This is a genomic window from Rubritalea spongiae (assembly GCF_042652385.1).
Taxonomy (GTDB): domain Bacteria; phylum Verrucomicrobiota; class Verrucomicrobiia; order Verrucomicrobiales; family Akkermansiaceae; genus Rubritalea; species Rubritalea spongiae.
The window spans coordinates 1,123,574-1,149,244 of sequence record NZ_JBHSJM010000001.1 but is presented as its reverse complement, the minus strand read 5'-3'; the positions used below and the strand labels follow the sequence as shown (position 1 = coordinate 1,149,244).

At 47.9% G+C, this 25,671-nt stretch carries 20 protein-coding genes, 2 tRNA genes and 1 pseudogene; 16 read left to right on the top strand and 7 right to left on the bottom strand.

The genetic code is table 11. The features are described from left to right. Positions 1-162 precede the first annotated feature (162 nt). The 11 genes from ACFPK9_RS05390 (at position 163) to rpoC (ending at position 13,387) form a co-directional block, all read left to right on the top strand. Positions 163-237: transfer RNA gene (locus ACFPK9_RS05390), tRNA-Thr, on the top strand. Positions 238-301: 64 nt separating this feature from the next. Next, positions 302-1,486 carry an elongation factor Tu gene (tuf, locus tag ACFPK9_RS05385; RefSeq protein WP_377093793.1) on the top strand — a complete coding sequence of 395 codons (1,185 nt, stop codon included), beginning with the start codon at positions 302-304 and terminating at the stop codon, positions 1,484-1,486. Between the two features lie 118 nt (positions 1,487-1,604). After that, positions 1,605-1,680 (top strand) — tRNA-Trp (locus tag ACFPK9_RS05380). 36 nt (positions 1,681-1,716) lie between these two features. After that, entirely contained in the window at positions 1,717-1,947 is a 231-nt protein-coding gene (locus tag ACFPK9_RS05375) for a preprotein translocase subunit SecE (protein WP_377093791.1), read from the top strand. A gap of 68 nt (positions 1,948-2,015) precedes the next feature. Next, positions 2,016-2,588, top strand: a complete 573-nt coding sequence (nusG, locus tag ACFPK9_RS05370) for a transcription termination/antitermination protein NusG (RefSeq protein WP_377093789.1) — start codon at positions 2,016-2,018, stop codon at positions 2,586-2,588. Between the two features lie 83 nt (positions 2,589-2,671). Beyond that, positions 2,672-3,100 carry a 50S ribosomal protein L11 gene (gene rplK, locus ACFPK9_RS05365; RefSeq protein WP_377093787.1) on the top strand — a complete coding sequence of 143 codons (429 nt, stop codon included), beginning with the start codon at positions 2,672-2,674 and terminating at the stop codon, positions 3,098-3,100. Between the two features lie 169 nt (positions 3,101-3,269). Continuing rightward, on the top strand, positions 3,270-3,974 hold the full coding sequence (rplA, locus tag ACFPK9_RS05360) for a 50S ribosomal protein L1 (protein ID WP_377093784.1): 705 nt from the start codon (positions 3,270-3,272) through the stop codon (positions 3,972-3,974). Between the two features lie 23 nt (positions 3,975-3,997). Further along, positions 3,998-4,522 (top strand): 50S ribosomal protein L10, encoded by a 525-nt coding sequence (gene rplJ / locus ACFPK9_RS05355; RefSeq protein ID WP_377093782.1) that lies wholly within the window; start codon positions 3,998-4,000, stop codon positions 4,520-4,522. A gap of 143 nt (positions 4,523-4,665) precedes the next feature. Beyond that, complete coding sequence (gene rplL / locus ACFPK9_RS05350; protein ID WP_377093780.1) at positions 4,666-5,037, top strand: 50S ribosomal protein L7/L12; 372 nt, start codon at positions 4,666-4,668, stop codon at positions 5,035-5,037. Between the two features lie 237 nt (positions 5,038-5,274). Next, positions 5,275-9,165, top strand: a complete 3,891-nt coding sequence (gene rpoB / locus ACFPK9_RS05345) for a DNA-directed RNA polymerase subunit beta (protein ID WP_377093778.1) — start codon at positions 5,275-5,277, stop codon at positions 9,163-9,165. A 76-nt stretch (positions 9,166-9,241) separates the two neighbouring features. After that, complete coding sequence (gene rpoC / locus ACFPK9_RS05340; RefSeq protein WP_377093776.1) at positions 9,242-13,387, top strand: DNA-directed RNA polymerase subunit beta'; 4,146 nt, start codon at positions 9,242-9,244, stop codon at positions 13,385-13,387. A 242-nt stretch (positions 13,388-13,629) separates the two neighbouring features. On the opposite strand, the pseudogene ACFPK9_RS05335 reads toward rpoC, so the two are convergent. The 7 genes and pseudogenes from ACFPK9_RS05335 to gspG all read right to left on the bottom strand — a co-directional run bounded on the left by ACFPK9_RS05335 (position 13,630) and on the right by gspG (position 19,773). Further along, positions 13,630-15,199: pseudogene (locus tag ACFPK9_RS05335) on the bottom strand (arylsulfatase). 315 nt (positions 15,200-15,514) lie between these two features. Further along, positions 15,515-16,348 (bottom strand): patatin-like phospholipase family protein, encoded by an 834-nt coding sequence (locus tag ACFPK9_RS05330; RefSeq protein WP_377093774.1) that lies wholly within the window; start codon positions 16,346-16,348, stop codon positions 15,515-15,517. A gap of 19 nt (positions 16,349-16,367) precedes the next feature. Next, on the bottom strand, positions 16,368-17,204 hold the full coding sequence (locus ACFPK9_RS05325; RefSeq protein ID WP_377093772.1) for a transporter family protein: 837 nt from the start codon (positions 17,202-17,204) through the stop codon (positions 16,368-16,370). A 542-nt stretch (positions 17,205-17,746) separates the two neighbouring features. Further along, a complete protein-coding gene (locus ACFPK9_RS05320) occupies positions 17,747-18,406 on the bottom strand; it encodes a prepilin-type N-terminal cleavage/methylation domain-containing protein (RefSeq protein ID WP_377093769.1) in 660 nt (219 codons plus the stop codon). A gap of 3 nt (positions 18,407-18,409) precedes the next feature. Beyond that, positions 18,410-18,826 (bottom strand): type IV pilus modification PilV family protein, encoded by a 417-nt coding sequence (locus ACFPK9_RS05315; protein ID WP_377093767.1) that lies wholly within the window; start codon positions 18,824-18,826, stop codon positions 18,410-18,412. Next, entirely contained in the window at positions 18,816-19,343 is a 528-nt protein-coding gene (locus ACFPK9_RS05310; RefSeq protein WP_377096555.1) for a type II secretion system protein, read from the bottom strand. Before ACFPK9_RS05310 ends, ACFPK9_RS05315 begins: the two co-directional genes overlap by 11 nt. Beyond that, positions 19,312-19,773 (bottom strand): type II secretion system major pseudopilin GspG, encoded by a 462-nt coding sequence (gspG, locus tag ACFPK9_RS05305; RefSeq protein WP_377093766.1) that lies wholly within the window; start codon positions 19,771-19,773, stop codon positions 19,312-19,314. Before gspG ends, ACFPK9_RS05310 begins: the two co-directional genes overlap by 32 nt. Positions 19,774-19,968: 195 nt before the next feature. Here gspG and ACFPK9_RS05300 point away from each other — a divergent pair, with 195 nt between their 5' ends. From ACFPK9_RS05300 to ACFPK9_RS05280, 5 genes are read left to right on the top strand one after another with little or no spacing between them, the layout of a single operon-like run. Beyond that, positions 19,969-21,711: a GspE/PulE family protein gene (locus tag ACFPK9_RS05300; protein ID WP_377093764.1), complete on the top strand. Its 1,743-nt coding sequence runs from the start codon at positions 19,969-19,971 to the stop codon at positions 21,709-21,711. After that, positions 21,711-22,946: a type II secretion system F family protein gene (locus tag ACFPK9_RS05295; protein WP_377093762.1), complete on the top strand. Its 1,236-nt coding sequence runs from the start codon at positions 21,711-21,713 to the stop codon at positions 22,944-22,946. The genes ACFPK9_RS05300 and ACFPK9_RS05295 overlap by 1 nt, the downstream gene beginning before the upstream one ends. Next, complete coding sequence (locus ACFPK9_RS05290) at positions 22,946-23,893, top strand: type II secretion system minor pseudopilin (RefSeq protein WP_377093760.1); 948 nt, start codon at positions 22,946-22,948, stop codon at positions 23,891-23,893. Before ACFPK9_RS05295 ends, ACFPK9_RS05290 begins: the two co-directional genes overlap by 1 nt. Further along, a complete protein-coding gene (locus ACFPK9_RS05285; protein ID WP_377093758.1) occupies positions 23,886-25,115 on the top strand; it encodes a hypothetical protein in 1,230 nt (409 codons plus the stop codon). The genes ACFPK9_RS05290 and ACFPK9_RS05285 overlap by 8 nt, the downstream gene beginning before the upstream one ends. Beyond that, a complete protein-coding gene (locus tag ACFPK9_RS05280; protein ID WP_377093756.1) occupies positions 25,115-25,648 on the top strand; it encodes a hypothetical protein in 534 nt (177 codons plus the stop codon). The genes ACFPK9_RS05285 and ACFPK9_RS05280 overlap by 1 nt, the downstream gene beginning before the upstream one ends. Positions 25,649-25,671 lie beyond the last annotated feature (23 nt).

Sequence of the window (25,671 nt, the reverse complement as noted above, 5' to 3'; positions counted from 1 at the left end):
TCCAGTGAGTTATGTGAGCATATGAATGGCTGGGTGTTTTTGGCTGGAGAAAAAAGTCAGGTTAAAGGCAATTTTTTTTTGACAGATGGTCGGCAGTTGCTAGTTTGCGCCCCGCCTTACTGGCTCTAGCAGCTCAGTGAGGTAAATTACATCGGCAATCTTGCTCTTGTAGCTCAGTGGTAGAGCGCGTCCTTGGTAAGGACGAGGTCGGCAGTTCAAATCTGCTCAAGAGCTCCATTGTGGATTCCATTTCTTGCATCCAGCAAGACCCAAATCAAAAGCGCAAAACTAATCTAAAATTATGGCTAAAGAAGCATTCGAAAGAAACAAGCCACACGTGAACGTCGGTACAATCGGCCACGTTGACCACGGCAAAACTACTCTCACCGCAGCTATCACAAATACACTTGCTGAAGCAGGTGGTGCTGAAGCTAAGGCTTACGACGAAATCGATGGTGCTCCAGAAGAGCGCGAGCGTGGTATCACTATCTCCACAGCTCACGTTGAGTACGAAACAGAGACTCGTCACTACGCACACGTTGACTGCCCAGGTCACGCTGACTACGTTAAGAACATGATTACTGGTGCTGCTCAGATGGACGGCGCTATCCTCGTTTGTTCTGCAGCAGATGGTCCAATGCCACAGACTCGTGAGCACATCCTTCTTGCTCGTCAGGTTGGTGTTCCAGCGATCGTAGTGTTCCTTAACAAGGTTGATCAGGTTGATGACGAAGAGCTTCTCGAGCTCGTTGAAATGGAAATCCGTGAACTACTTTCCGCGTACGAATTCCCAGGTGACGACATTCCTGTTGTTATGGGTTCTGCGCTTAAAGCTCTCGAGGGTGATGAAACTCACAGAGCAAACATCCGTAAGCTTATGGATGCAGTTGATTCCTACATTCCTGAGCCAGAGCGCCCAGTGGATCAGCCATTCCTTATGCCTGTTGAAGACGTATTCTCCATCTCTGGACGTGGTACAGTTCTTACAGGTCGTGTTGAGCGTGGTATCATCAAGAAGATGGAAGATGTTGAGATCGTTGGTATCAAGGATACAATCACAACTACTATCACTGATATCGAAATGTTCCGTAAGCTTCTCGACGAAGGTCGTGCAGGTGAGAACGTAGGTCTTCTCGTTCGTGGTCTTAAGAAAGATGACGTAGAGCGTGGTCAGGTTGTTGTTAAGCCTGGTTCCGTTACTCCACACGCTAAGTTTACTGGCGAAGTGTATGTCCTTTCTAAGGATGAAGGTGGTCGTCACACACCATTCTTCTCTAACTACCGTCCACAGTTCTACTTCCGTACCACAGACGTAACTGGTGCAATCAAACTCCCTGAGGGTGTTGAAATGGTTATGCCTGGTGACAATGTTCAAATGGAAGTTGAACTTATCACAAAAATCGCGATGGAGAAGCGCATGCGTTTCGCTATCCGTGAAGGTGGTCGTACAGTTGGCGCAGGCCGCGTAGCAGACATCCTTGACTAATTTTGACGCGCTGGGTTTCGGGTGTTAAGCTCGAAAGCTGGATTTACAGAAGTGCTCTCGAGAGGGCTTGAGAGCACTTCTTATCCGCTCAAAATTATTAAAATTTCTCAAAGGTTATAGGGGTGTAGCTCAATTGGTAGAGTAGCGGTCTCCAAAACCGTTGGTTCAGAGTTCGAGTCTCTGTGCCCCTGCCACCTTTGAAATTCTCAAAAAAAACTTAGACGACTAGCATGTTTGATAAAATCAGAAACTTCATCGAAGAGGTGAAAGCAGAACTTCGCAAGGCAACATGGCCTTGGGATTCTGATCCAAAGGCTAAAGGTCTGAAGAAGTACAAGGAGCTCGTGGACTCCACGGTGGTCGTAATGATCGCGATTGTTCTTCTCGCTGGCTTTGTAGCTGTTTCTGATTTGCTTCTGTCTGAGGCCTTGTCCTTTATTATTGGTAAGGTTGCTAGCTAATCCACATTTTTAGGGTGCTCCTGCTTCATGCAAGCTCCCGCAATTTTCAAATTTATCCACCTATTCAGATGCCAACAATTCCACCAGCAAAACAACAATGGTATGTAGTTCACGTTCTTTCCGGTCAGGAGATGCGCGTGCAGAAGCGTATCTTGCGCCAGGTGGAGGCTGAAGAAATGGGCGACAAAATCTTTGAGGTGCTTATGCCTACAGAGGTTGTCTCCGAGGTTAAAAAGGGTAAAAAAACAGAGAGAAAACGTAAGTTCTACCCTGGCTACATTCTCATCAATATGGATCTTCTTACTGAAGACGGCGGCCTTGTTGAGGATACATGGTACTTCATCAAAGAGATGGAGGGGGTCATTGGTTTCGCTGGTACGAAGGTGCGTCCCATCCCAATGCGTCAACGTGAAGTTGAGGCAATGCTCGGGCAAATTAAGGAGCGCGAAGAAAGTGTGCGTCCAGCAGTTGCATTCGAGGTTGGTGATACGGTTCTCGTTAATGATGGTCCATTCCAGAGCCAGAACGGCGTGGTGGAGGAAATCGATGCAGAACGTGGTAAGCTCCGCGTGGCTGTAACTATCTTTGGTCGCTCTACTCCGGTTGAGCTTGAATTTTGGCAGGTCGAACAAGGCGAGTAAGTCCTGCATTTGCAGAGTAGGGGAGGACCCTTTCTGCCGCATATATCGCAACTAATCACTAACTACTAACCCTATAGCAAATTATGGCTAAGGAAATTAAACAAGTTCTCAAGCTCCAGATTCAAGCTGGACAAGCAAATCCATCCCCACCAGTGGGTCCTGCACTCGGTCAAGCAGGTGTAAATATCATGGCTTTCTGTAAGGATTTCAACGCTGCTACACAAAAGCAAGCGGGTGATCTTCTTCCAGTAGTAATCACAGTTTACAAGGATGCTTCTTTCGAATTCATTACCAAGCAGCCACCAGCAGCAGTTCTTATCAAGAAGGCAGCAGGTATCGCTTCTGGTTCAGGTGAGCCAAACAAGAAGAAAGTAGCACACCTTACAAAAGAGCAGCTTATGTCAGTTGTTGAGCAGAAGATGCCAGATCTTAATGCTAACGACCCAGAAGCAGCAGCGAATATTATTGCTGGTACAGCTCGTCAGATGGGTATCACTGTTGAGGGTTACTAAGTTGCTCTGAGTGATTTCTCACTAAAAATACAAATTTAGCACAGCAAGTGCTTGACAAAGGGGGCTCCTTCTGCGAGTCCCCTTTCCCGCCTTTGCATCTAATGTGTAAAGGCGAAATTAACGCAGGAGAGTCAGAAGGCTCATTTGCACTGCAAACTAAGATAAAACAATGGCAAAACGTAGTAATCGTTACAATAAAGCCGCAGAATTGGTGGATCGCACCAAGACATACGGCCTCGACGAAGCTGTGAATATTCTCAAGAAGTTCCCAGCTCCTAAATTTGACTCCACAGTCACTCTTTCTTTCGCTCTCGGAGTTGATCCGCGTAAGAGCGATCAAATGGTTCGTGGTTCTGTAGCTCTTCCACACGGTACTGGTAAGAAAGTACGCGTAGTTGTGTTCGCAACTGGTGATGCAGCAAAAGCAGCTGAGGCAGCTGGCGCTGACAAAGTGGGTATGGCTGATCTTATCAAAGAAGTTCAAGGTGGTTTTACTGACTTCGACGTAGCTATCGCAACACCGGATGCAATGGCTGAAGTTCGTAAGATTGCACGTGTTCTCGGACCGCGTGGTCTTATGCCTAACCCGAAGACAGGTACAGTAACTGACGATACAGCTAAGGCGATTGACGCAGTGAAAGCTGGTCGTATTGACTACAAGATCGACAAGAACGGTAACGTTTCTGCTGCGATCGGTAAAGGTTCATTCGATGAAGCTAAGCTTGTTGAGAACGCTCAGGCGCTCGTTGATAGCATCGTTAAGGCGAAGCCAGCATCCGCTAAGGGTAACTACATCAAGGCTGCTACCGTAGCATCTTCAATGAACCCAGGCGTGAAGCTCGACTCTTCAGTGTACACCGCAGCTACTGCATAATTTAACGAAAGGAACCATCTATTATGAATCCTAATAAATCTTTCATCATCGACGAACTTTATGAGCGTGTGAACAGCTCTCCGTTCGTTATCGTAGTTGACTACACAGGCACAACTGTTCCTCAGTTTGCTGGACTTCGTGATAAGCTTCGCGAATCTGGTGCTGAGTGTCACGTTGCTAAAAATACATACATGCGCGCTGCTCTTAACAAAGCAGGTCTTCCAGATATCGGTTCTGAGCTTAAGGGTCAGACAGCATTCATTACTGGTGAGAACGACGTGTGTGCAGCAGCTGGTGCTGTTAAGGCATTTGCTAAAGACGCGGACAAGAAGGACGTGTTCAAGGCAGGTATCCTCGACGGTGAAGCGCTCGACGTTGCTAAGCTCACTACTCTTGCAAGTCTTCCATCCCGCGAAGTACTCCTCGCTCAACTCCTCGGAGTTATCAACGAGCCAGGTACACAGATCGCGCGTGTGCTTAACGAAAAAGTTAAAGCAGACGGTGGCGAAGGTGCATCCGCTCCAGCAGAAGAAGTATCTGCTGAATAAACAATCTGAACTGATAGCGGCGTAGGGTAACTTGCGCTGCTTGATAACCAACCTTGGTTCCTCGTCGGACCTCCGGTCTGGAGACTGAAATGCCCCTGATGCTCAGGGCGCGACGAAACCTAACAAATAGAAAATATATAAAAATGGCTGATTTAGAAAAAATCGCAGAAGAACTCGGTAAGCTTACAGTAATTGAAGCTGCTGAACTCGTTAAGAATCTCGAAGAAGCATGGGGCGTATCCGCTGCTGCTGCTGTTGCTGTTGCTGGCCCTGCTGCTGGTGGCGAAGCTGCTGAAGAGAAAACTGACTTTGACGTAGAGCTCACTGAAGCTGGTGGTAACAAGATTGCTGTTATTAAGGCAGTACGTGGCGTTGCATCCGGTCTTGGTCTTGCTGAAGCTAAGAAGCTCGTTGAAAGCGCTCCAGTGGTTATCGCTGAAGCTCTTGACAAAGACGCAGCTGAAGAAGCTAAGAAGGCTCTCGAAGAAGCAGGTGCTAAAATTACTCTTAAGTAATTTGAGACTTTCCTTACGAGGTGACTCCGTTTTGACGGAGTCACCTTTTTGCGCCTAATTTGACTAGACTTCAGATTTGTGTTAGAGACACGCCAAGTCTGAAGTCTGATCAAAGAAAAGAGAGCTGAAGACGTTCTAGCTCTCCGCTTGGAAATCAGAAACAGGATCCTAAACAACGTACGCCCGAACCGGTAACGGTATCGGGTTTAACCGCCTAATAAATACTAGAAATCTACCATGGCCGAAAGACGCTACTTCGGAACGATTGATGAGGTGATTGAACCACCAAACCTTATTGAAGTTCAATCCAAGTCCTACGAAGACTTCCTACAAAAAGATGTGCCTGCTACGCAGCGTATTGAGACTGGCTTACAAGCCGTCCTCAAGGAAGTTTTCCCGATCAAAAGCTACGACGAAACAATCGAGCTCGATTTCAACGCATATGATATCGAAGACCCGAAGGCAACCGCCCTCGAATCACTCCAGACTGGAGAAAGCTTTAGTGCTGCCCTATATGTCACCTTCAAATTGAAGGATGAAACAGGCACCAAAAAAGAGCGTGTCTACATGGGTGAACTCCCAATGATGACTCGCCGTGGTACTTTCGTGATAAACGGAGCTGAGCGCGTGATCGTATCTCAGCTTCACCGTTCACCAGGTATTTGCTTTGAAAAATCTCTTCACCTCAACGGTAAGGAGCTTTTCAGTTTCCGCATCATTCCTGACCGCGGTTCTTGGCTCGAGACTCAGTTCGATACGAACGACCTTCTTTACGTTTACCTCGACCGTCGTCGTCGTCGTCGTAAGTTTCTAGCAACTACATTCCTTCGCGCACTTGGTTACCCAAGCAACCGCGAACTCTGTGAGCAATTCTACGCAATCAAAGAGCTCAAGCTCGCTGACGAAATGGACGAGGAAGAACTTTCTTCCATGGTTCCTTTCGAAGATATCATGGATGGTGAAGTTGTCGTAGCTAAACGCTATGAGCCACTCACAATCGGTGTTGTACGTCAGCTGCTCGCTCTCGACCTCAAGAAGATCGAAGTAATCGATTCTCGCGAAGACGAAATCCTTCTCAAGTCACTTAAGAAAGACCCATCTCACGATGAAGAGTCTGCGCTTAAGGACATTTACAAAAAGCTTCGCCCTGGTGATCCTCCAACTGCAGCGAATGCTAAGGCTCTACTCAAGCGTCTCTTCTTTGATCCTAAGAAGTACGACCTCACTCGTGTAGGCCGTTACAAGATTAACCAGAAGCTAGGTATCGATGTCGATTCCCACGAGCGCACAATGGTTGGTCAAGATTTCCTTCACGCTACTAAGTACCTTCTTAAGCTTAAGAAGGGCGAGGGAGTTCTCGATGACATCGATCACCTTGGTTCACGCCGAGTGCGTGCTGTAGGTGAGCTTCTCGCGAACCAGTGCCGCGTAGGTCTTGCCCGTACCGAGCGTCTCGTGAAAGAGCGCATGACTCTCTTTGATGTGAACATCGAAGGCATGACTCCACAGAAGTTGATCAACCCTAAGGCTCTCTCAGCGGTTGTTCGTGACTTCTTCGGGCGTTCCCAGCTTTCCCAGTTCATGGATCAGACCAACCCACTTGCAGAGCTTACGCACAAGCGTCGTCTCTCCGCGCTTGGACCTGGTGGTTTGAACCGTGACCGTGCAGGTTTCGAAGTTCGTGACGTTCATCCATCTCACTACGGTCGTATTTGTCCGATTGAGACTCCGGAAGGTCCGAACATTGGTCTTATTAACTCCATGTGTACTTATGCGCGTATTAACGAGTTCGGTTTCATCGAGACTCCATACCGCAAAGTAGTAGATGGTAAGGTAACAAATCAAATTGAGTACGTCACTGCTGACCAAGAAGAAAGCTTCCTCATTGCTCAGGCGAATAACCCGATCGACGGATCTGGTACCTTCCTCAATGAGCGTGTGACTGCTCGTGAGAGCGGTGGTGAGTTCATCGAAGTTGACCCAAGTACCGTCGACTACATGGACGTTTCTCCTAAGCAGCTCGTTTCTGTTGCAGCTGGTCTCATTCCATTCCTTGAGCACGATGATGCCAACCGCGCATTGATGGGCTCAAACATGCAACGCCAGGGTGTGCCACTTCTCGTGTCTGAAGCTCCATTCGTCGGTACTGGTCTCGAGGCAAAAGCAGCTCAGGATTCCCGCGCTGTTATCGTTTCTGAATCCGAAGGTATTGTCGCTGCATCTACAGGTGAAGTGATCATCGTCACTAAAGACGGTGAGCTTCCAGTCAGTGATGAGAAATTCCTTTCTGACTCTAGCGCAGTAACTACTGATTTCGACAAGGGCGTATTCGTATACCCACTTCGTAAGTTCATGCGTTCCAATGCTGGTACTTGTATGAACCAGAAGCCTGTTGTCCATCGCGGCGACAAGGTGAAGATCGGTTCTGTACTCGCAGACGGACCTAACACCCAAGGTGGTGAGCTGGCACTTGGACGTAACGTTCTCGTAGCATTCATGCCTTGGAACGGATACAACTTCGAGGATGCTATCGTCATTTCCGAGCGAGTAGTGAAAGAAGATGTTTATACATCCATTCACATCTCTGAGTACGAATGTGCTGCTCGTGATACTAAGCTTGGGCCAGAAGAGATCACTCGTGATATTCCGAATATCGGTGAAGAGGCACTTAAGAACCTCGACCATGATGGTATCGTACGTATCGGTGCGGAAGTGAAGCCTGGCGACATCCTAGTCGGTAAAATCACTCCTAAGTCCGAGACTGAACTGGCTCCTGAAGAGCGCCTTCTTCGCGCAATCTTCGGTGAGAAAGCTGCAGACGTGAAGGATACTTCACTCCGTGTACCATCCGGTACTATTGGTATCGTTCAGGATATTCGTATTTCTACTCATGGTGTTGCTCGTCGTAAGGGGGATGTAGACCCTGCGGAAATGAAGAAGCAGCTCAAGAAAATCAACGACGACTACAAGAAGAAGGTCGATGCTCTCACTGACCAGCTCACTGAGAAGCTCTCTGATATCCTTCTTGGTGAGAAGATTCCACTCGACGTAGTGAATGCACAGTCTGGTGAGATCATCATCCCTGCGAACCGTAAGATTACGAAGACACTTCTTCGCAAGCTTGCTGCGATCCACGACCACATTGAAATCGATCCATCACCGATCCGTAACAAGATCCTTGAAATCATTTCATCTTTCGAGAGCCGCTTCCAGGAGCTCGACACTGACCGTGAACGCCGCCTCGACCAAATGGAGTCAGGCGACGAGATCGACCCAGGTGTGATCAAGGAAGTAAAAGTCTATGTCGCCAAGAAGCGTAAGCTTTCTGTCGGTGATAAGATGGCTGGTCGTCACGGTAACAAAGGTGTTGTCGCGACAATCGTTCCTGAAGAAGATATGCCATTCCTTGACGACGGTACTCCAGTTGACATTTGTCTTAACCCACTCGGTGTTCCATCTCGTATGAACGTCGGACAGGTTCTCGAAACCCACCTCGGTGTGGCAGCGAAGGCACTTGGCTTCAATGTAGCAACTCCAATTTTCGACGGTATTCCGGAAGATAAAGTTTGGGAGTTCATGTCTGAAGCGAAGAAGGTCGACGGTTATACATGGATCGGTGACGGCAAAGACGGCTCCACTGGTGGTAAGTCTACTCTCTATGATGGACGTACCGGTGAAGCATTCCACCAGCCAGTGGTTGTTGGTCAAATCTACATGCTGAAACTCGGTCACCTAGTGGCTGATAAGATTCACGCTCGTGCTGTGGGACCATACTCACTTGTTACTCAGCAGCCACTCGGTGGTAAAGCTCAGTATGGTGGTCAGCGCTTCGGTGAGATGGAAGTTTGGGCACTCGAAGCATACGGTGCTGCATACACACTCCAGGAAATGCTCACAGTGAAGTCTGATGATGTTCAAGGCCGTACTCGCATCTACGAGGCTATCGTCAAAGGCGATAACAACCTCGAAGCTGGTACTCCTGAATCCTTCAACGTTCTCATGAAAGAAATGCAGTCACTCGGCCTCGATGTGCGTCCTGGTAAAGGACATGCAGCCGTGCCAGATCCTGACGCAACTCCAGGTGACATCGGTTCTGATGATTTCTCACTCGACGATCTCACACTGTAATCAACACGAAACAATCGGCGCTACTTCGGTAGCGCCATCTCTTAACTAAAAACTAAAAAACGATTTACTTTAAAATATGAGTGTTGAAACAAATCTGCGCGAGCTTTTCGGAGTCGACGAAAAGCCAGATTCCTTCGATCACGTCGCTATCACTGTTGCTAACCCGGAAACAATCCGTAGTTGGTCAAAAGGTGAGGTGAAGAATCCTGAAACCATTAACTACCGTACTTTCAAACCAGAGAAAGGCGGTCTCTTCTGTGAGCGTATCTTCGGTCCTACTCGTGACTGGGAATGTGCTTGTGGTAAGTACAAACGTATCAAGCACAAAGGCGTAGTCTGTGACCGCTGTGGTGTTGAAGTGACTCTTTCTCGCGTACGTCGCGAGCGCATGGGCCACATCGAGCTTGCTGTACCAGTGACACACATCTGGTTCTACAAGTGCATGCCATCACGTATCGGTCTTATGCTCGATATGTCTGCGCGTCACCTCGAGCGTGTTATTTACTACGAAGATTTCATCGTAACTGAGCCGGGTGATACACCACTCGAGCGCGGTCAGCTTCTTACTGAAGTTGAGCTTCGCGATGCAGAAGACGATTACGGCGAAGAATCATTCCGTGCGGCAATGGGTGCAGAAGCTCTTCAAGATCTTCTTTCCCAGTGCAAACTTGCTGAGCTCATCGAGCAGCTTCAGGAAGAAATGGAGAACACACGTTCTAAGCAAACCATGAAGAAGCTCGCTAAGCGTCTCAAGCTTGCGCAAGGCTTCCTTACATCAAACACTCGTCCAGAGTGGATGATCATGAGCGTGCTTCCAGTGATTCCACCAGACCTTCGTCCTCTCGTTCCACTTGAAGGTGGACGTTTCGCGACATCTGACCTTAACGACCTTTACCGTCGTGTGATTAACCGTAACAACCGCTTGATGAACCTCCTTCAGCTGAAGACTCCAGAGGTGATCATTCGAAACGAGAAGCGTATGCTACAGGAAGCTGTAGATGCTCTCTTCGATAACGGCCGTCACGGTCGTGCTGTTACGGGTGCTGGCAACCGCGCACTCAAGTCGCTTTCTGATATGCTCAAGGGTAAAGGTGGACGTTTCCGTCAGAACCTTCTTGGTAAGCGTGTGGATTACTCCGGCCGTTCTGTGATCGTTGTCGGGCCTGAGCTCAAGCTCGGTCAGTGTGGTCTTCCTAAGAAGATGGCACTCACACTTTTCGAACCATTCATTATCCGTCGACTCAAAGAACTCGGTTACTGTCACACAGTGCGTTCTGCGAAGAAGATGATCGATCGCAAGACTACAGAAGTGTGGGACATCCTCGCTGAAGTGACCAAAGGTCATCCAGTGATGTTGAACCGTGCTCCGACTCTTCACAGACTTTCCATTCAGGCATTCGAGCCTGTGTTGATTGAGGGTTCTGCGATCCGTGTTCACCCACTCGTATGTACAGCATACAATGCTGACTTTGATGGTGACCAAATGGCGGTTCACGTTCCACTTTCTGTGGAAGCTCAGATGGAAACTCGCCAGCTCATGCTTGCGCCGAATAACATCTTCTCGCCTTCCTCTGGTAAGCCGATCACGACTCCGTCACAGGATATTATTCTCGGTAACTATTACCTCACATATAGCCGTACACGTACTGCTGTAGAAGTAGAAGCAAACAGAGAAGTTCACTTCCCACTCTTCGAGAACACTACTGAGGTAGAATTCGCAATCGCTTCTCGTAAGCTTCGTTACCACGACTTGATTCGCCTCCGTAACCCAGATTACGGTAAGAAATCAGTCTTCGGTAACCCTGAGCTAAAAATCATTGAAACCACACCTGGTCGTGTGCGCTTCAACGAGATCTGGCCAGAAGGCGTTGGCTTCATTAACTTCAACGTTGGTAAGAAGCAGATCGGAGACATCATTTGGCGTTGTTACCAGGTTGCTGGTAAAAATGGCACTGTCGAAGCTCTTGATAGCCTTAAGACACTCGGGTTCACCGAAGCGACTCGCTCCGGTACTTCTATTGGTCTTGTCGATATGGTGATTCCTAAGGAAAAACCTGCTGAACTTAAGAAGGCGTACGATGAAATTGAAAAAGTAGACAAGCTCTACCGCAACGGTGTCATCACCAACAACGAACGCTATCAGAAGGTTGTTGATATCTGGACACATGCTACCGACAACATTGCGAATGCGGTTTACCGCCAGATGGAGCATAAAGGTGGTGATTACCTCCCGAACCCGCTCTTCATGATGGTTGACTCTGGTGCTCGTGGTAACAAGGCACAGATTAAGCAGCTTGCAGGTATGCGTGGTTTGATGGCTAAGCCGTCCGGTGAAATTATCGAACGCCCAATTACTTCAAACTTCCGTGAAGGTCTTTCAGTACTCGAGTACTTCATTTCTACTCACGGTGCGCGTAAAGGTCTCGCTGATACAGCGCTGAAGACTGCTGACTCCGGTTACATGACTCGTAAGCTCGTTGACGTATCACAGGACGTGATCATTAACGAAAGCGACTGTGGAACAGTAAACGGCATCACAGTAGCTCCTATCTATGATGGTGACGAAGAAGTTGCGACACTTCCAATGCGTATATACGGCCGTACTTCCTGTGAGGAAGTGAAAGACCCTGTATCTGGTGAAGTGATCGTGAGAGTTAACGACATCGTTAGCGAAGAGCAAGCTAACAAGATCGAAAACATCGGTCGTCAGACTCTTAAGATTCGTTCCGTCCTTACTTGTGAAGCTGAGCGTGGTTGCTGTGCACACTGTTACGGTCTCAACCTTGCTACTGGCAAGATTGGTCAAGCCGGTGAAGCTGTTGGTATCATTGCCGCACAGTCCATTGGTGAGCCAGGTACACAGCTTACAATGCGTACATTCCACGTTGGTGGTGTGGCGACAGCATCCTTCAAACAGCCTGAAATCAAAGCGAAAGCTAGCGGACGTATCGTCTACAAAGACCTTCGTACTGTTAAAGACGCTGAAGGAAACTATGTTGTTCTGAACAAGAAAGGCTCTGTATCGATCCAAGATAAGAATGGTCTCGAAGTCGAAGATCACAATGTAATCATCGGTTCTGTTATCTCTGTCCAAGATGGAGACAATGTGAAGAAAGGTGAAACCTTCGTAACTTGGGATCCATATAACGTACCAATTCTCACTGAGAAGCCTGGTAAGATCGAATTCCGCGACATGATCACTGGTATTACAGTTGCCAATGAGACTGACAAGGAAACAGGTAAGAAGGGTATGGTCATTACTGAGCACAAAGAAGATCTTCACCCAGCGGTAGTAATCGTTGATGAATCTACTTCTGAAGTTCTCGCGTCCTACCCAATTCCAGTCGGTGCTCACCTTTCTGTAAAAGAAGGAGCAAAAGTCGGCGGTGGTACTCAGCTTGCACGTACACCACGTAAAGCTGAGAAAACTAAGGATATTACTGGTGGTCTTCCACGTATCGCGGAACTCTTCGAAGCTCGTCGCCCGAAAGACGCTTGTACGATCGCTAAGATCGACGGTGAAGTTTCCTTCGGTCCTAACGTTCGCGGTAAGAAGAAGGTGATCGTTTCTAACCTTGAGACTGGTGAGTCAGCTGACCATCTCGTCCCAATGGGTAAACACGTCATCGTTGCAGAAGGTGATATTCTGAAGTCTGGTGACCAGATCACAGAAGGCCCAGTAGCTCCTGAAGATCTTCTTGAAGCTTGTGGTGCTCAGCAACTCCAGGAACACCTCGTGAACGAAGTTCAAGAAGTTTACCGAGTCCAAGGTGTTGAGATTAACGACAAGCACATCGAGATCATCATCCGTCAGATGCTTCGCAAGGTGAAAATCACTGAGCCAGGCGACAGTGATTTCCTCTGGGGTGACCAAGTTGATCGCACAGCGTTCAACATTGCCAACCGCAAGGTGGCTGAGCAAGGTGGTAAGCCAGCAGAAGGCGAAGCTGTTCTTCTCGGTATCACCAAAGCATCTCTTGAGACTGATTCCTTCATCTCTGCAGCATCCTTCCAGGACACCACACGTGTTCTTACAGAAGCTGCAACACTTGGCCGCGTAGATACGCTCCAAGGCTTCAAGGAAAACGTCATCATGGGTCACCTCATCCCAGCAGGTACCGGCTTCCCAACTCACAAAAACTCACGATTCGAGTTCACCGTGGAGGAGCCAGCACCAGTCGAAGAGCCTACTGAAGGCGAAGAAGTCGCTGAAGCGAACTAATCAGCTTCAGTAAGATCCTGAAAATATTCCAACCCGGCTTCACTTTGTGTGGAGTCGGGTTTTTTTGTGTTTTTTCGATAGTACCGCGAACCAAATCTTGTAGGTCATTTTTTAAATTTGCTGGTAACAATTCGGAGTAAGCCCCTTTCGAGGGCGCTTACGGCATAAAAAATGCCCACACCCCTAAGAGTTAGAAATGCAGGCAGAGAATGTGTGGCAGAGAAGACTCTGCGACGATAGAATTACTTGTTTAGTTCTTCTCTGAGTTCTTTAATATCGACACCCTTCTTTTGAAGGATCTTTTTGATGTCGTCGATCTTGCGGTAGCGTTCGATAGTCATTGGACCAGAGTAGACTTCACTCTGAAGCTTACGTGGTGGGTTTATTTCATAAGATTTCATCAACTCAGCAACAGCCATGTTAAAGGAAACCAGTGTCCACGTTTTCTCAGTGAAGCTATTCATGAAGAGGTCATAACGCTCCTGTGGATCAGCCCATAGGTCATAGACGGCAGGGACTGTCGCAATGTACTTAGAAAGCACCACGCCAGCCGAGCTCTGAACCTGGGGCATCTGAGCCTGCTTGAGCACCATTGTCTCCGCGCAGGTTGAAGGTAGCCTTGTATTTGCCTACACGGATCGCACCTGGCGAAAGCTCAGATTCTGTGAAATAGAACCAGTTGTCTCTGGTCCAACCTTCTTTACCTGTGAGGAGCGGCATCATGTCGTGACTGTCAAATACGATAGGTTTGCCTTCTCGGTCTTCTTTTGGAAGCTCAACACCGGCCACTGAGGCGAAGGTGGCAAGTAGGTCGAGGCCGCCCGCAATTTCGTGTGTTTCTGTGCCTGGTGCGATTTTTCCGGGCCACCAAGCTAGAGCTGGAACACGGCTGCCGCCTTCGCGGTCAGTTCCTTTTGTACCACGGAATGGAGTGTAGCCAGCATCTGGATATACGTCCTGCCATGCGCCGTTATCCACGGTGTAGATCACGAGGGTGTTTTTATCGATTCCCAGTTCACGGATCTTATCCATGATCTTTCCGACGTGGGCATCGAGCTCTACAACGCAGTCTGCGTACTTGTTCTTGCCTGTAGATTTATTCACGAATTCCTTGGCTGGGAGGTTTGGTTGGTGGTTTTTGCCAAAGTTGATACTCATCAAGAAGGGTTTATCTTCCTTGGCAAACTTTTCCATGTACTCGAGAGAGACACGGGTGGTCTCGACATCAATTTCAGCAATGTTGTCGTCAGTGATCTTGGTAACTTCACGTACGGGTTTGCCTGCTTCACCTTCTAATAAGCCGGTGGTTGCTTTTTTGAAATATGCTCTCAATTTTGGGCTCATATCCGCGTTCCACGACTCTAGCGGGTAGGTGTATGCATTTAAGTGGTACAGGAAGGTATTCCGCATCACGTCAAAACCATGAGCGATCGGCATAGCATAATCCGCTTCGCCCAAATGCCATTTGCCGGCGTAGAAAGTATTATATCCCGCCTTTTTCAAGACGGATGCGTAGGTCCATTCTGCTGCGGGGAGTCCGCCGCCTTGACCTTGGAATGCCACTGTGGTCATTCCACTACGGTTAGGGATACGCCCGGTGAGCATCGCTGCGCGTCCCGGTGTGCAGCTAGGTTGGCCGTAAAATGACCAGAACTGCATGCCTTCTTTAGCAATTTTATCAAAATTTGGTGTCGGCATGCCGCGACCTGCGCCACCACCATAGGGACCTAAGTCGCCCCAGGCTGTGTCATCCGATATCAGAACGACTATGTTAGGTTTATCTGCAGCTAGAGCAGAGCTCGGAAAGCTCACTCATAAGAGGTAGAAGTAATTTATGTGCTTTCCTTATCAGGTACTATTACGAGTAGCCTCTGACTTGTTCCTATAGCTGAATGGGCACACGAGTGGCTCATCCAGCGGATGCAAATACAAAGGTTAATCTAATTGTTAGATCGTCAAAACGATTACCTTACCAATAACTGTACGGGTGTTTTATCACAAGAAGATTTTATGCAATAAGGAGTGTGGTGGTTGAGCGTCTTACGTAACTATAGTTAGAAGTTAATATAGTTTGAGAGAGAGGGGGAGAAGAACGCCTTCTAACAACCAGAAAATAGATCAGATGAATTAACGCGTAAGCTGGGGGAAATGGCGCTTTAGTTCTGCGCGGAAGCGTTCGGTTTCAGCTTCTGCTTGGGCGAAGACTTCTGGGATACGAGCAAAGTCGAGGCCTCGGATATTAGAGAGCTTGGGTTTGAAATAGAGGACAGGTGGGTCGATGGCACGGCGCTGGATCGTCTGACGTGCGATCATGCGCTGGAAAATCGAAACGAAAGTAGAAATTGCATCGGGTTCCAGTTCTGTGTCTTCGTTGGTTCCTGCTACATCAATGGCGATGACTGCATCGCAACTCGCGTCGAGCGTTGACCATGGGACATTGTCTGCAACACCTCCATCGACTAGGAGACGGCCTTGGTGCCTTACAGGTTCAAATACACCTGGGATAGCCATGCTGGCCTTCAAGGCGGGAAGTAAGGGGCCTTCAGAGAAGACTACTTTGTTGCAGGTCTGAAAATCTGCAGCGACAGCATAAAAGGGGGTGAGGAGTTCTTCGAAATTGGTAGTTTCGAGATCTTGCAATAAAAAACTGAGAAAACCATCGGCGGAAAGGAAAGCACCTTTTTCGATTGTTGGGCGAAAAAATTTGAGCCATTGCGACAGGTCTTTGCCTTTTCTCCAGAACTCAGAAATGCCTTTCTCGGGAAGAAAGACATGGTTCTCGACTTGATTGCGTAGTTGTTCCGAATTGCGACCGCAGGCGATACAAGCTCCCACTAGGGCTCCCATGCTGGAACCTGAGATAGCAGTGGGGACGATTCCTTCTTCCTCGAGCACTCGAAGGAGAGAGATGTGGGCGAGACCACGGACTCCGCCTCCGCCTAGTGCTAATCCAATTTTCATCGCGAATGGTTATTCTTTACTAGAATTGGAAATTGAGACCAGTGAAAATTTGCCATTGAGGGTAGGCGTCGCCACGGTCCAATACGGAATATTGAGGTTCGACGAAGAGGTTGATAACGGCTTGATCCGTGGGGATTACTTTACCAAAACCCAAACCGAGTGGAATGGTGTAGTCATCGGATTCAAAGTCGTAGACCATGACAGCTGAGCTACGCAGGTAGTTGCCACCACCGAGTTGGAGGAAGGTGAATGGCTGGAAGGCTCCAGCATTAACGTCGCGGCGTGAATCTTCCCCAGCAAAGCTAGCTTGCCATGTCAGTAAGTAGCCGTATTGGATTTTTTTAGATTTACCATTGAACAGGACGTGAGCGAAACCGGCTGACCATTTTTCTGATCCTAGATTGTCTTCGGTTGCAGTGGGTGCAGTGATCTGAGGGCCAAGGCCAATACTGAGCGCTGGGTCTCCCGTGTCGAATAGATAGGCTGCAAAGGCATTAAAATCTCCAATACCTGTGTCGTGGTTAGTTCCGTTAGGGTAGGTGTTGATAGGTAAAGTCGCACGCATGAGCCAGAGGCTTTCTCCAATGGAGAATGGTTGGGCGTAACGGACGAAGACTTGGTCGCCATATTCATCGAGTCCGGTAAACTCACCAATGTAGTAATTATGAAAATTGAGCGCTTTGGTATTTGCTAGCGGATTGTTAGCTTGGGCTGCGGCATTGCCTTCGGCAGTGGGTTGGTCGCTTTGAATTGCGTGTTCAGCAGCGGTGACTTGAGGGAGTTGTCCTTCTTGGGCTGAGGCGTAATTCGCAAAAGCGAGGATCAAAAGTGAAAGTCTAGAGCGCGCGGTTTTCATAGTTAAGCTATGTTTTCGTTTGTCAATAAATGTAAATGATTAGAATGCTAAATCTAACATATCGTGGTTAGAATGCTATCTCTAAAGTGTTATGGTGTGAGTGCTCTTTGAAAGGGAATAGTCCGTAGTCGTAGAGTGAAAAAATGGCCCCCCCAACTGTCGAGTCAGAGGGACTATGCTTTAGCAAACAACATACAATATGAAAAAACAACATATACGCGTTGCGACGTCGGAGGCTTAAGCTGAGGTGAGCGCTCCGAGGAAATTTTATGAGGGAGATTAGTATTCGCAAAACGCAGCGGGGGGAGTACTTTTCCCGTAATCCAGTGCTGTTTGGGAGGGCGCTCTATATAAACTAGTAAAGATTCTTAGAACATATTGCTCTGAGAGATGCAAAAAAGTTTAGTAGGGGAACTTAAGTTAGCTTAATGACTTATCTGTTAGATGAGGAAATTCGGGATGTTGATCTACATTAAAATTCTCTCTGCAGGTGCGAGAAAGCATAAATAAAGAATTTAATAGAACTTAACTAGAGAGGCAAGTCACTGATTTGGAATCTGTGGTGACTGGTTGTTGTTGCCGGTTTGTTGTGCCGGGGGAGTGCGATTCGGAATCCAGAAGTAAAGCATGTGTTCTTCTGGGTAGTCTGGGAAACTGTAGTAGAATTTGATTTGAGTGGGGCGTCCCATTTCAGGAGTCCACTCTGGGCTCCATTCATCGCGTGATGGATTGTAAAAGTCCCAGCGGATGTAGGCGAGCTGGTTGATGAGCTCCGCTCGGTAGTAGGAGGGCTCTGTGGTGCTTGCTTCATCTTCAAATTGGTTAGATATCTCAAGCACAAGGCTTACGAGGCCGTCGCGGTCCTTGGCTCCGCTGAGCCAGAGTTGCTTGGCAACTTGTTGGCGACCATTTGAAGGAAACTCAGTGTTAGGATTTTCAATCATCAGAGTCATCAGCTGAAAATCATTTTCGAAGAGCGTGACTCGGGCTTCGGATGGAATGTTTGTCAGCACTTCTTGAAGGTAATCGCGGAGTGCGGCTTGTTGGCGGCTTTGAGCTTGCACGCCGATGATAGTTTGGCTGAGACCAATTGAACTGTGGGTGATCGCGAAAATGACGGACATAATCGTCGCAAGAATCGCCATTGCTAGAATTGTTTCTAACAAGGTGAAGCCATTTCGTATGGTGGTAGGAAGCTTCATCTATCAACGATTTGTAAACATCCCATCGAGGTGGACGATGGTAAAGGTTTCTTCGGCTGGATTGCCATTGTCGTCCCAATAAATGGTGACACTCACGCGATAGAGGTTCTCGAGGAGTTCTTCATCTTGGTTAGATACATCTTCGATGAGTTCGATAGAGATGAGCGCTTCGGTTCCTCCGTCGATAGTCACAGTTTCTTCGCGAGCGAATCCATTTCCTGTGTCAGGAGCAGTGATGATCTCAGTTAGGAGATTGTGGGCTTCCTGAGTGACCCATTGTTCGTGAATGACTGCTTGGCTGAGTTCAGCGGTACGATGCAGAGCGATGATGATGCCAGTAGCGGCGATGCCAAAAATGCTGAAAGCGATTAATGCTTCCATCAGCATAAAGCCGTTTCGGTTATGGCGATTAGTTTTCATCAATTAATTTGCCAGCAGTGAGCGGGTGGAAGGTCACTTCGTCTACCGCTATGTTATTTTCAAACCGCAAAGTGAGTGGTTCGCATAAGCCGGTTTGCGAAAAACTCCAGACGAAAGGCGAGTCGTTGTTTGTAATTCTCTGCCAGCCAGTTTCTTCATCGAGGAGATATGAAATGGTAATATCCTTATCAACAGGGATAGCGATGGTGCTTGTTTCGGCTTCTTCTAGGTTGAGCATTTCGGGTTCAGCCCAGACAGATTTTGAAGTGATGATGATCGAGTATGCACGTTGCTGGTCCTTGGCCGAGCGCATGGTTTTTTTCGCGAGTAACTGTGTCTCGCGTGAGAGTTTTTCGATGGCTTCGTCGCTGGAGCCCACGAAAAAAAGCGCTGCTGAGCCTAACAAAACAGAGATAATCACCATGGTGATGACTATCTCCAGAAGGGTAAAGCCGCGCTGAAAATCGTGCCGCGGAGATGGCGAATTATTGCACAGGATCTTGTGAGCTAATGTCATCATCACCCCCAGGTTGGCCATCAGCTCCGTAGCTTAGAACTTCATAGGTAGTAGGGTCTTGCGAGCCTGGCATTTTGTAGGCGTAAGGGTTACCCCATGGGTCCATTGGGATGGCTTTTAAAAATGGTTTGGATGGGTAGCGTCTTGGCTTAGGAGCGGTAGTTGGCTTAGTGACAAGCGCTTCGAGACCTTGTTCGGTCGTAGGGTAACGACCAGCGAGAGTGTTGTAGTTCATTAGGGCTGCATCAATGGTTTTGATGTCTGTTTCAGCACGTTGGATTTTAGCGCCTTCACCGAAGTTACCGAGTAGGCCTATGACGCCACCTGCGAGCACCGCGATGATAGCCATGACCATGACCATTTCCAAGAGGGTGAAGCCGCTTGAAGAGCGTCGTGAATGTGGGGATGCTGAAAGGTTTACAATTTTCATGACTTAGTTGACTACGTCAAGTTATGTGCTTTGTCAAATATACGACTCGAGTCATTTCATTAACATTAGGTTACAATAAATATTACCTTCTTGAAGTCTGAGAAACTTTCGTTAATTAGTTTGCACCATTCGTGACTTTAGGTGGTTAAAGGCCGGAGGGAACCGTGCACAAACCCAGCGTACACAAACCCATATATGAGTGAAATTTTAGAAAGAAGCCCAATTGTGCAGCAACTTTACGAGTTGGCCTGTGCATGTAGTCGTGCCGAAGATGAGGCTGTGGCTGAGGTCGTGGATAGTGCTGTGCAGCTGCAGCTCCCAGTGATTGACGCCTTGATTGATGCGGGTTTGGTGAATGAAGACGAGTTTTATAAAGGGCTGGCGCAGATGATGAAGATGCCTCTCGTATCTGGCGAGATAGAGGCTGAAGAGGTGAGCGAACTTAAAGGAGTTCTCGGAGCTGCATTGGCGATTCGTTACCAAGTTGTGCCATTGAAGTTAGAGGAAAACATTTTAACGGTTGCCTGTTACGATCCGTTCAAAATGGATGTGCGTCAGACGCTTTCTCGTAAGCTCCAGATGACGATTAAATGGGTGCTCGCTGAGCGCAGGCATGTCCGCAATAGTTTGAGTGCTATTTATGGTGTGGGAGCGGATACATTTGAGAAAATTCTCGCAGGCCGTGATCTGAATGCGGATCAGCTAGCTGAAAAAGATGAAGCTTCTGTGCTCGATGACGATGAGTCTGATGAGGCTTCTGTGTTGCGTTTTGTGAACCAAATTTTACGGGAAGCATTACTGCAGAAAGCGACGGATATTCACATCGAACCGCAATCTGATATCTTACGCATTCGCTATCGTGTGGATGGTCAGTTGTTAGATGTGCCGGTGCCTGATCGAATCAATGCGCTGCAGTCTTCAGTGGTGGCTCGTCTCAAGATCATGTCACGCCTGGATGTGGCTGAACGTCGTCTACCTCAAGATGGACGTATTCATTTGCGCAACAAAGGGAAGAGCATTGATGTTCGTGTGGCGACCATTCCTTCAGTGGAAGGTGAAACCGTGAGCCTGCGTTTGCTCAACCAAGAGAAGTTTGATCTGGGCGCGCTGGAGTTAGAAGATACTGTTAGAGATAGAATTCATGAAGTACTGTCACTTTCTCATGGGGTTATTCTCGCCACTGGCCCTACGGGTTCTGGTAAATCTACGAGTCTGTATTGTTTCCTAGACCATTTAAATAAACCTGAAACTCGCACGGTGACGATTGAAGATCCGGTGGAGAATAAGCTTCCAGGGATTGTGCAGATTGCGGTGCGTCCTGAGGTCGGGTTGACTTTTGCAAAGGGCTTACGTTCGATTCTACGTGCTGATCCTAACAATGTGATGATTGGTGAGATTCGCGATACCGAGACTGCTGAGATTGCGATTCGCGCCTCCTTAACTGGTCACTTAGTGTTCTCAACACTACATACCAACACAGCGATTGGTGGAATTAGCCGTCTGCTGGATATGGATATCGAGCCATTCTTGGTGTCTGCTTCCGTACGCGCATTTTTGGCGCAACGTTTGGTGAGAAGACTCTGCAAACACTGTGCCGAACCAGTGGATGATTGGTCAACTGAGCGAGCGAGAGAATTAGGTATCCCTAATGAAATTGCTCAAATTGGTCAGCCTCACCATGCCGTTGGCTGCCCTGAGTGTCGTCATACTGGCTATCAAGGTCGAATCGCTATTTATGAATTGTGCCAGATTACAGATGCTATTCAAAATATGATCGCGAAAGGTGCTGATGAAAATGCTATATTGCATCAAGCGATGCGTGAAGGTTTTGAGAGTATGCGCGACTATGGCTGGCGCAAGGTGATGAAGGGCGTCACCAGCATAGAAGAAGTGCTGTCTTGCACGCACGCGCATTCAGAGGGAGATAATTTTGATTAATGGCTAAAGCATTTCAATATATAGCGATTGATGCTTCGGGCAAAAAGCAAACTGGCGAGCTTCAGTTTAATGCTCGCAGTGAAGTGATTCGTCATTTGCAGTCTCAAGGGATGCGGCCGGCATCGATCAAGGAGGTGAATGCTTCTAGTGCTAAAAAGAAGAAGTCCGAAGAGCTGCCTGACGGTCCGCTGATACTCAAACAAAAAGATGTCATCGCATTTACAGAAGAATTGAGCGAGCTACTAGAAGCTGGCCTTCCGCTAGAGCCGGCATTGGCTTCGATGGAGAACCGTGATGAATCAGGTGTGCTGAAGGAGGCGTCAGCGCGTTTGCGCCAATGGGTGACTGAAGGTGAGCAAATGTATCAAGCTCTGCCGCGGATCTCTCCATCGTTCGATCAATTATATTGCAACTTGGTCAAAGCGGGTGAGGCATCTGGCAGTCTTCAGACTATTTTGAAGCAGCATTGTTCTTACTTGAAGGAGCAAGTTGAGTTGCGTGCAAGGTTGCAGCAGGCGTTGATTTATCCTTCGTTTTTGGTTCTTGCCTGTGTGATCGTTACTTTCGTTTTCATCTTTTACCTGTTGCCTAAAATTACCCTGTTGCTGGATGGGATGCCTGGGTCAGAAATGCCAGTGGGTGTGCAGCTCGCGACATGGATCGGCGATACTCTGCGCGGCCAGTGGGTGTTGATTCTTATCTTTATTGTAACGGCGATAGCTGGGGTGAAGCTTTGGTATCAGCGCGAAGAAAATAAAGCGAAGTGGGACGAGTGGAAGCTTAAGTTGCCATTGTTCGGCAAGGTGATTAATTACGGCCTCTATGTGCAATGGCTACAGACTTTAAGTAACTTGTTAGAAAATGGTGTGCCATTGGTGCAGGGCTTGCAGTTGACTTCGGAGACGATGACGAATCGCTATTTCCACGAAAAACTGGTTAAGATCACCGACCAAGTGGGAGACGGTTATCGGCTTACTCGTTGTATGCGTCAGACTGAAATGTTCCCACCGAATATGGTGGATTTGATAGGAGTCGGGGAAAGTACAGGGAAGCTTTCACGCGCGCTTTCGCGGGCGGCCATTTATTACGATAAGAAACTAAGCGTCCTAATTAAAGGGCTGTTAGGTTTGATCTCACCATTGATTCTTCTGGCGATGTCGGTGCTAGTAGCACTGCTTTCGTACACAATGATTCAAGCTATCTACGAAACGATTAACAATTTGAACGACCAGTAGTGAAAGCCCGCAAGTACAGTTCTCAGAGGCAGCCAGCAGGAGTCGCATTGATTGCGGTGCTCTGGGTGGTTGCCTTTTTGTCGGCTGTGCTGGTGGTGACGCTGACGTTGCTAAAAGTGGATGTGGATGAAAACATCACTGAGGTGCAAAGCTTCAGAGCGTGGCAGCAAGCGCACACAGGTCTGAGTGTGGGAATTCATCCGAACGTGGAACGCGACGATCCTCTCTTGTACAGCCAAGATACTGGTTATGATGAAGGGTATCAGGTGAAAATTGAACCTGAGTCGACTCGCTTAAATATCAATACAGCTCTGCAAGATGGAGACACAGATTTGCTCTTTAACCTCTTTAAAAATTGGGGGATGGAAGACAAGCCAACGGATCAATTGATAGATGCTTTAATTGATTGGGTTGATGCGGATGAAATTATGAGCCTGAATGGAGCTGAGCGCGAATACTATGAAGATATCGGCTATACTGACCGTCCATTTAATCGTCCATTTAATGAACTTGATGAGCTTCCATTAGTGCGAGGTTTTGGGGTGTTAGAGCGGTTGCAACCGAATTGGCGCGAATTTTTCACTGTATGGACGAGTGGCGGATTAGACATTCATGAAGCAGAACCTGAATTGATCGCGGCAGCTGCGGAGGTGGAGCTTTCGGTTGCGCAGGAGCATCGGAGTTTTGTGATGGGCGACGATGGGATCATGGGGACGGAGGATGACGCTCGTTTCTCTGATGTGAATGAAGCTTTAGACGATATGCTCTCGCCAGCCGAGAGACGAGATTTGATATCGGAGAGATTTAGTATTGGCGACTCGGTGATTCGGATCGAAAGCATTGGTTATTCAGGGACCTACCGCTATGCAATTACCGCGATTAGTAGTGGTAAAGGTACAAATAGCAACCTATTAGACTATCAAGAAAAACGTTTAGAACGTGAGTAAATTAGAAAAAACAGTAATTCTACCATCTGAAGAAGATGGTTGGGAAGTATGGAAGTTGCGTGACAGTGTGGCCACGCACGACCGTTTTCTTGAGGGGGCCGTGTGCAAAGCGGATAAACAGCAAGATAGCTGTGTAGCATTCTCAATTACACGTGTGGCTACTTTGCCCGTTCTAGTGCCGTCGACGGATCCCGAAATTTATCGTGGTGCAGCTGAGTTAGAGTTAGAGAATGCGGGACTCTTAGTTGATGTAGAAAATTACCAAGGCTGGGATTGTATTCTGGTAGAGAAGAGGGAGGAAGAGTCATTTATTTCAGCAGTTTACTTGCTAGAGGACGAACTCAATGAGGCGAACGATCTACGGCAACATACTTTTGATTACTCCGCGCGATACTATCGGCCATCGGTTGAAGGGGATTGCATTGCGCTTTGGCGTGAACGTCATCGCTGGTGTATGACCTGTTACCGCAATGGTATTCCTTTTCTCACTGAGCCATTGGGCGAGGAGCTTGTGGACTTAACGCTATCGCTACATTTGACGATCTCGCAGCTTTCCTTGAAAGGTATTCAGTTCAAGCCAGCGGAGGTGTTCTTATGGTCGGTCTGTGAACAGGCTGAAAATGTAGCAGCTCAAGTCATGGCAGCAGGTTTGGTCCTGACCGAGGAGGATCGACCCGCTCCGAGTGTGCCGGCTGGCGAGGTGAACCTTGAGCCTTCTGTTGTCAGCGAATGGCGCAAACAGGTGGCGAACCGTAAGCGTCTGAAGGGGATAGGTATTGGAGTTGCTGCTATTTATTTAATCATTCTCGGCGTGTTGTGGTGGAAGCTTTTTGAGCTCGATAGTCAGGCATCAGATTTAAAAGAGGAAGTGGCGCTTCATGCTCCTTCTTGGGAAATGAATAGTGAGCATTTCAAAGCTTGGGATGAGCTCTACCCAGTGGTTACCGACAAGTGGCCGCTACAGATTTACAAGGAATGTGTGATGGCGATGCCCGCTGGGCAAACCATTCGTTACACGAATGTGAATGTGCAGAATGGCTTTATCGAGCTGCGAGGTAATGCCTTGGGAAACCAGTATCTTAACCTCTATAAACCGAAACTTAAAAACGCAGAGATGTTTACGGATTTTGAATGGGATCATCCACCGGCGATCCGCGATCCTAAAACACAACTTTGGAGATTCACCTATAAAGCAATGCCTGCAGGCTACCAAGAGTACTAATGAATAAGCGCGAAAAATCCTTATTAACGATGATTCTTGTGATGGTAGTGCTGTTCGCACACATCTTAGGAATCAAGTGGTATATGACGGCCTATCGTCAAAAAGAGCAGACAGTCAATGAACTAGGTATTCGTGCGGCGAGTTATCGTTCTAGCACTGAGACTGCGGCAATGATAGCGGATGAAGTCAAGTGGCTGAGTGAACATGAGCCAGAGCCGAGTACTGTTGAAAGCAGTGAGAGTGAGTTGCTGAAGTTCTTAGAAAGCTCCAGCAGTGAGGTCGGACTTTCAGCTACTGGTCAGAAATTGATTCCGATAGAGGATAGCGGAGAAGTGTATCGTCGGGTGAAGATCGAGGTCTCGGCGAATGGTACAGAAGAGCAAATCTACAAATGGTTAGTGGCTATTCACCAGCCAACGGAGTTTAGAGCAGTGACTCAGATCTTGATGAAGCCTGTTTCTAACGATGAAAGCTTAGTGTCGTGCACGCTTACTGCTGAAAAGTGGCTAATAGAGAAGGAGGTAGAGCTCTAATGAGGTTCTATCAAACATTCACA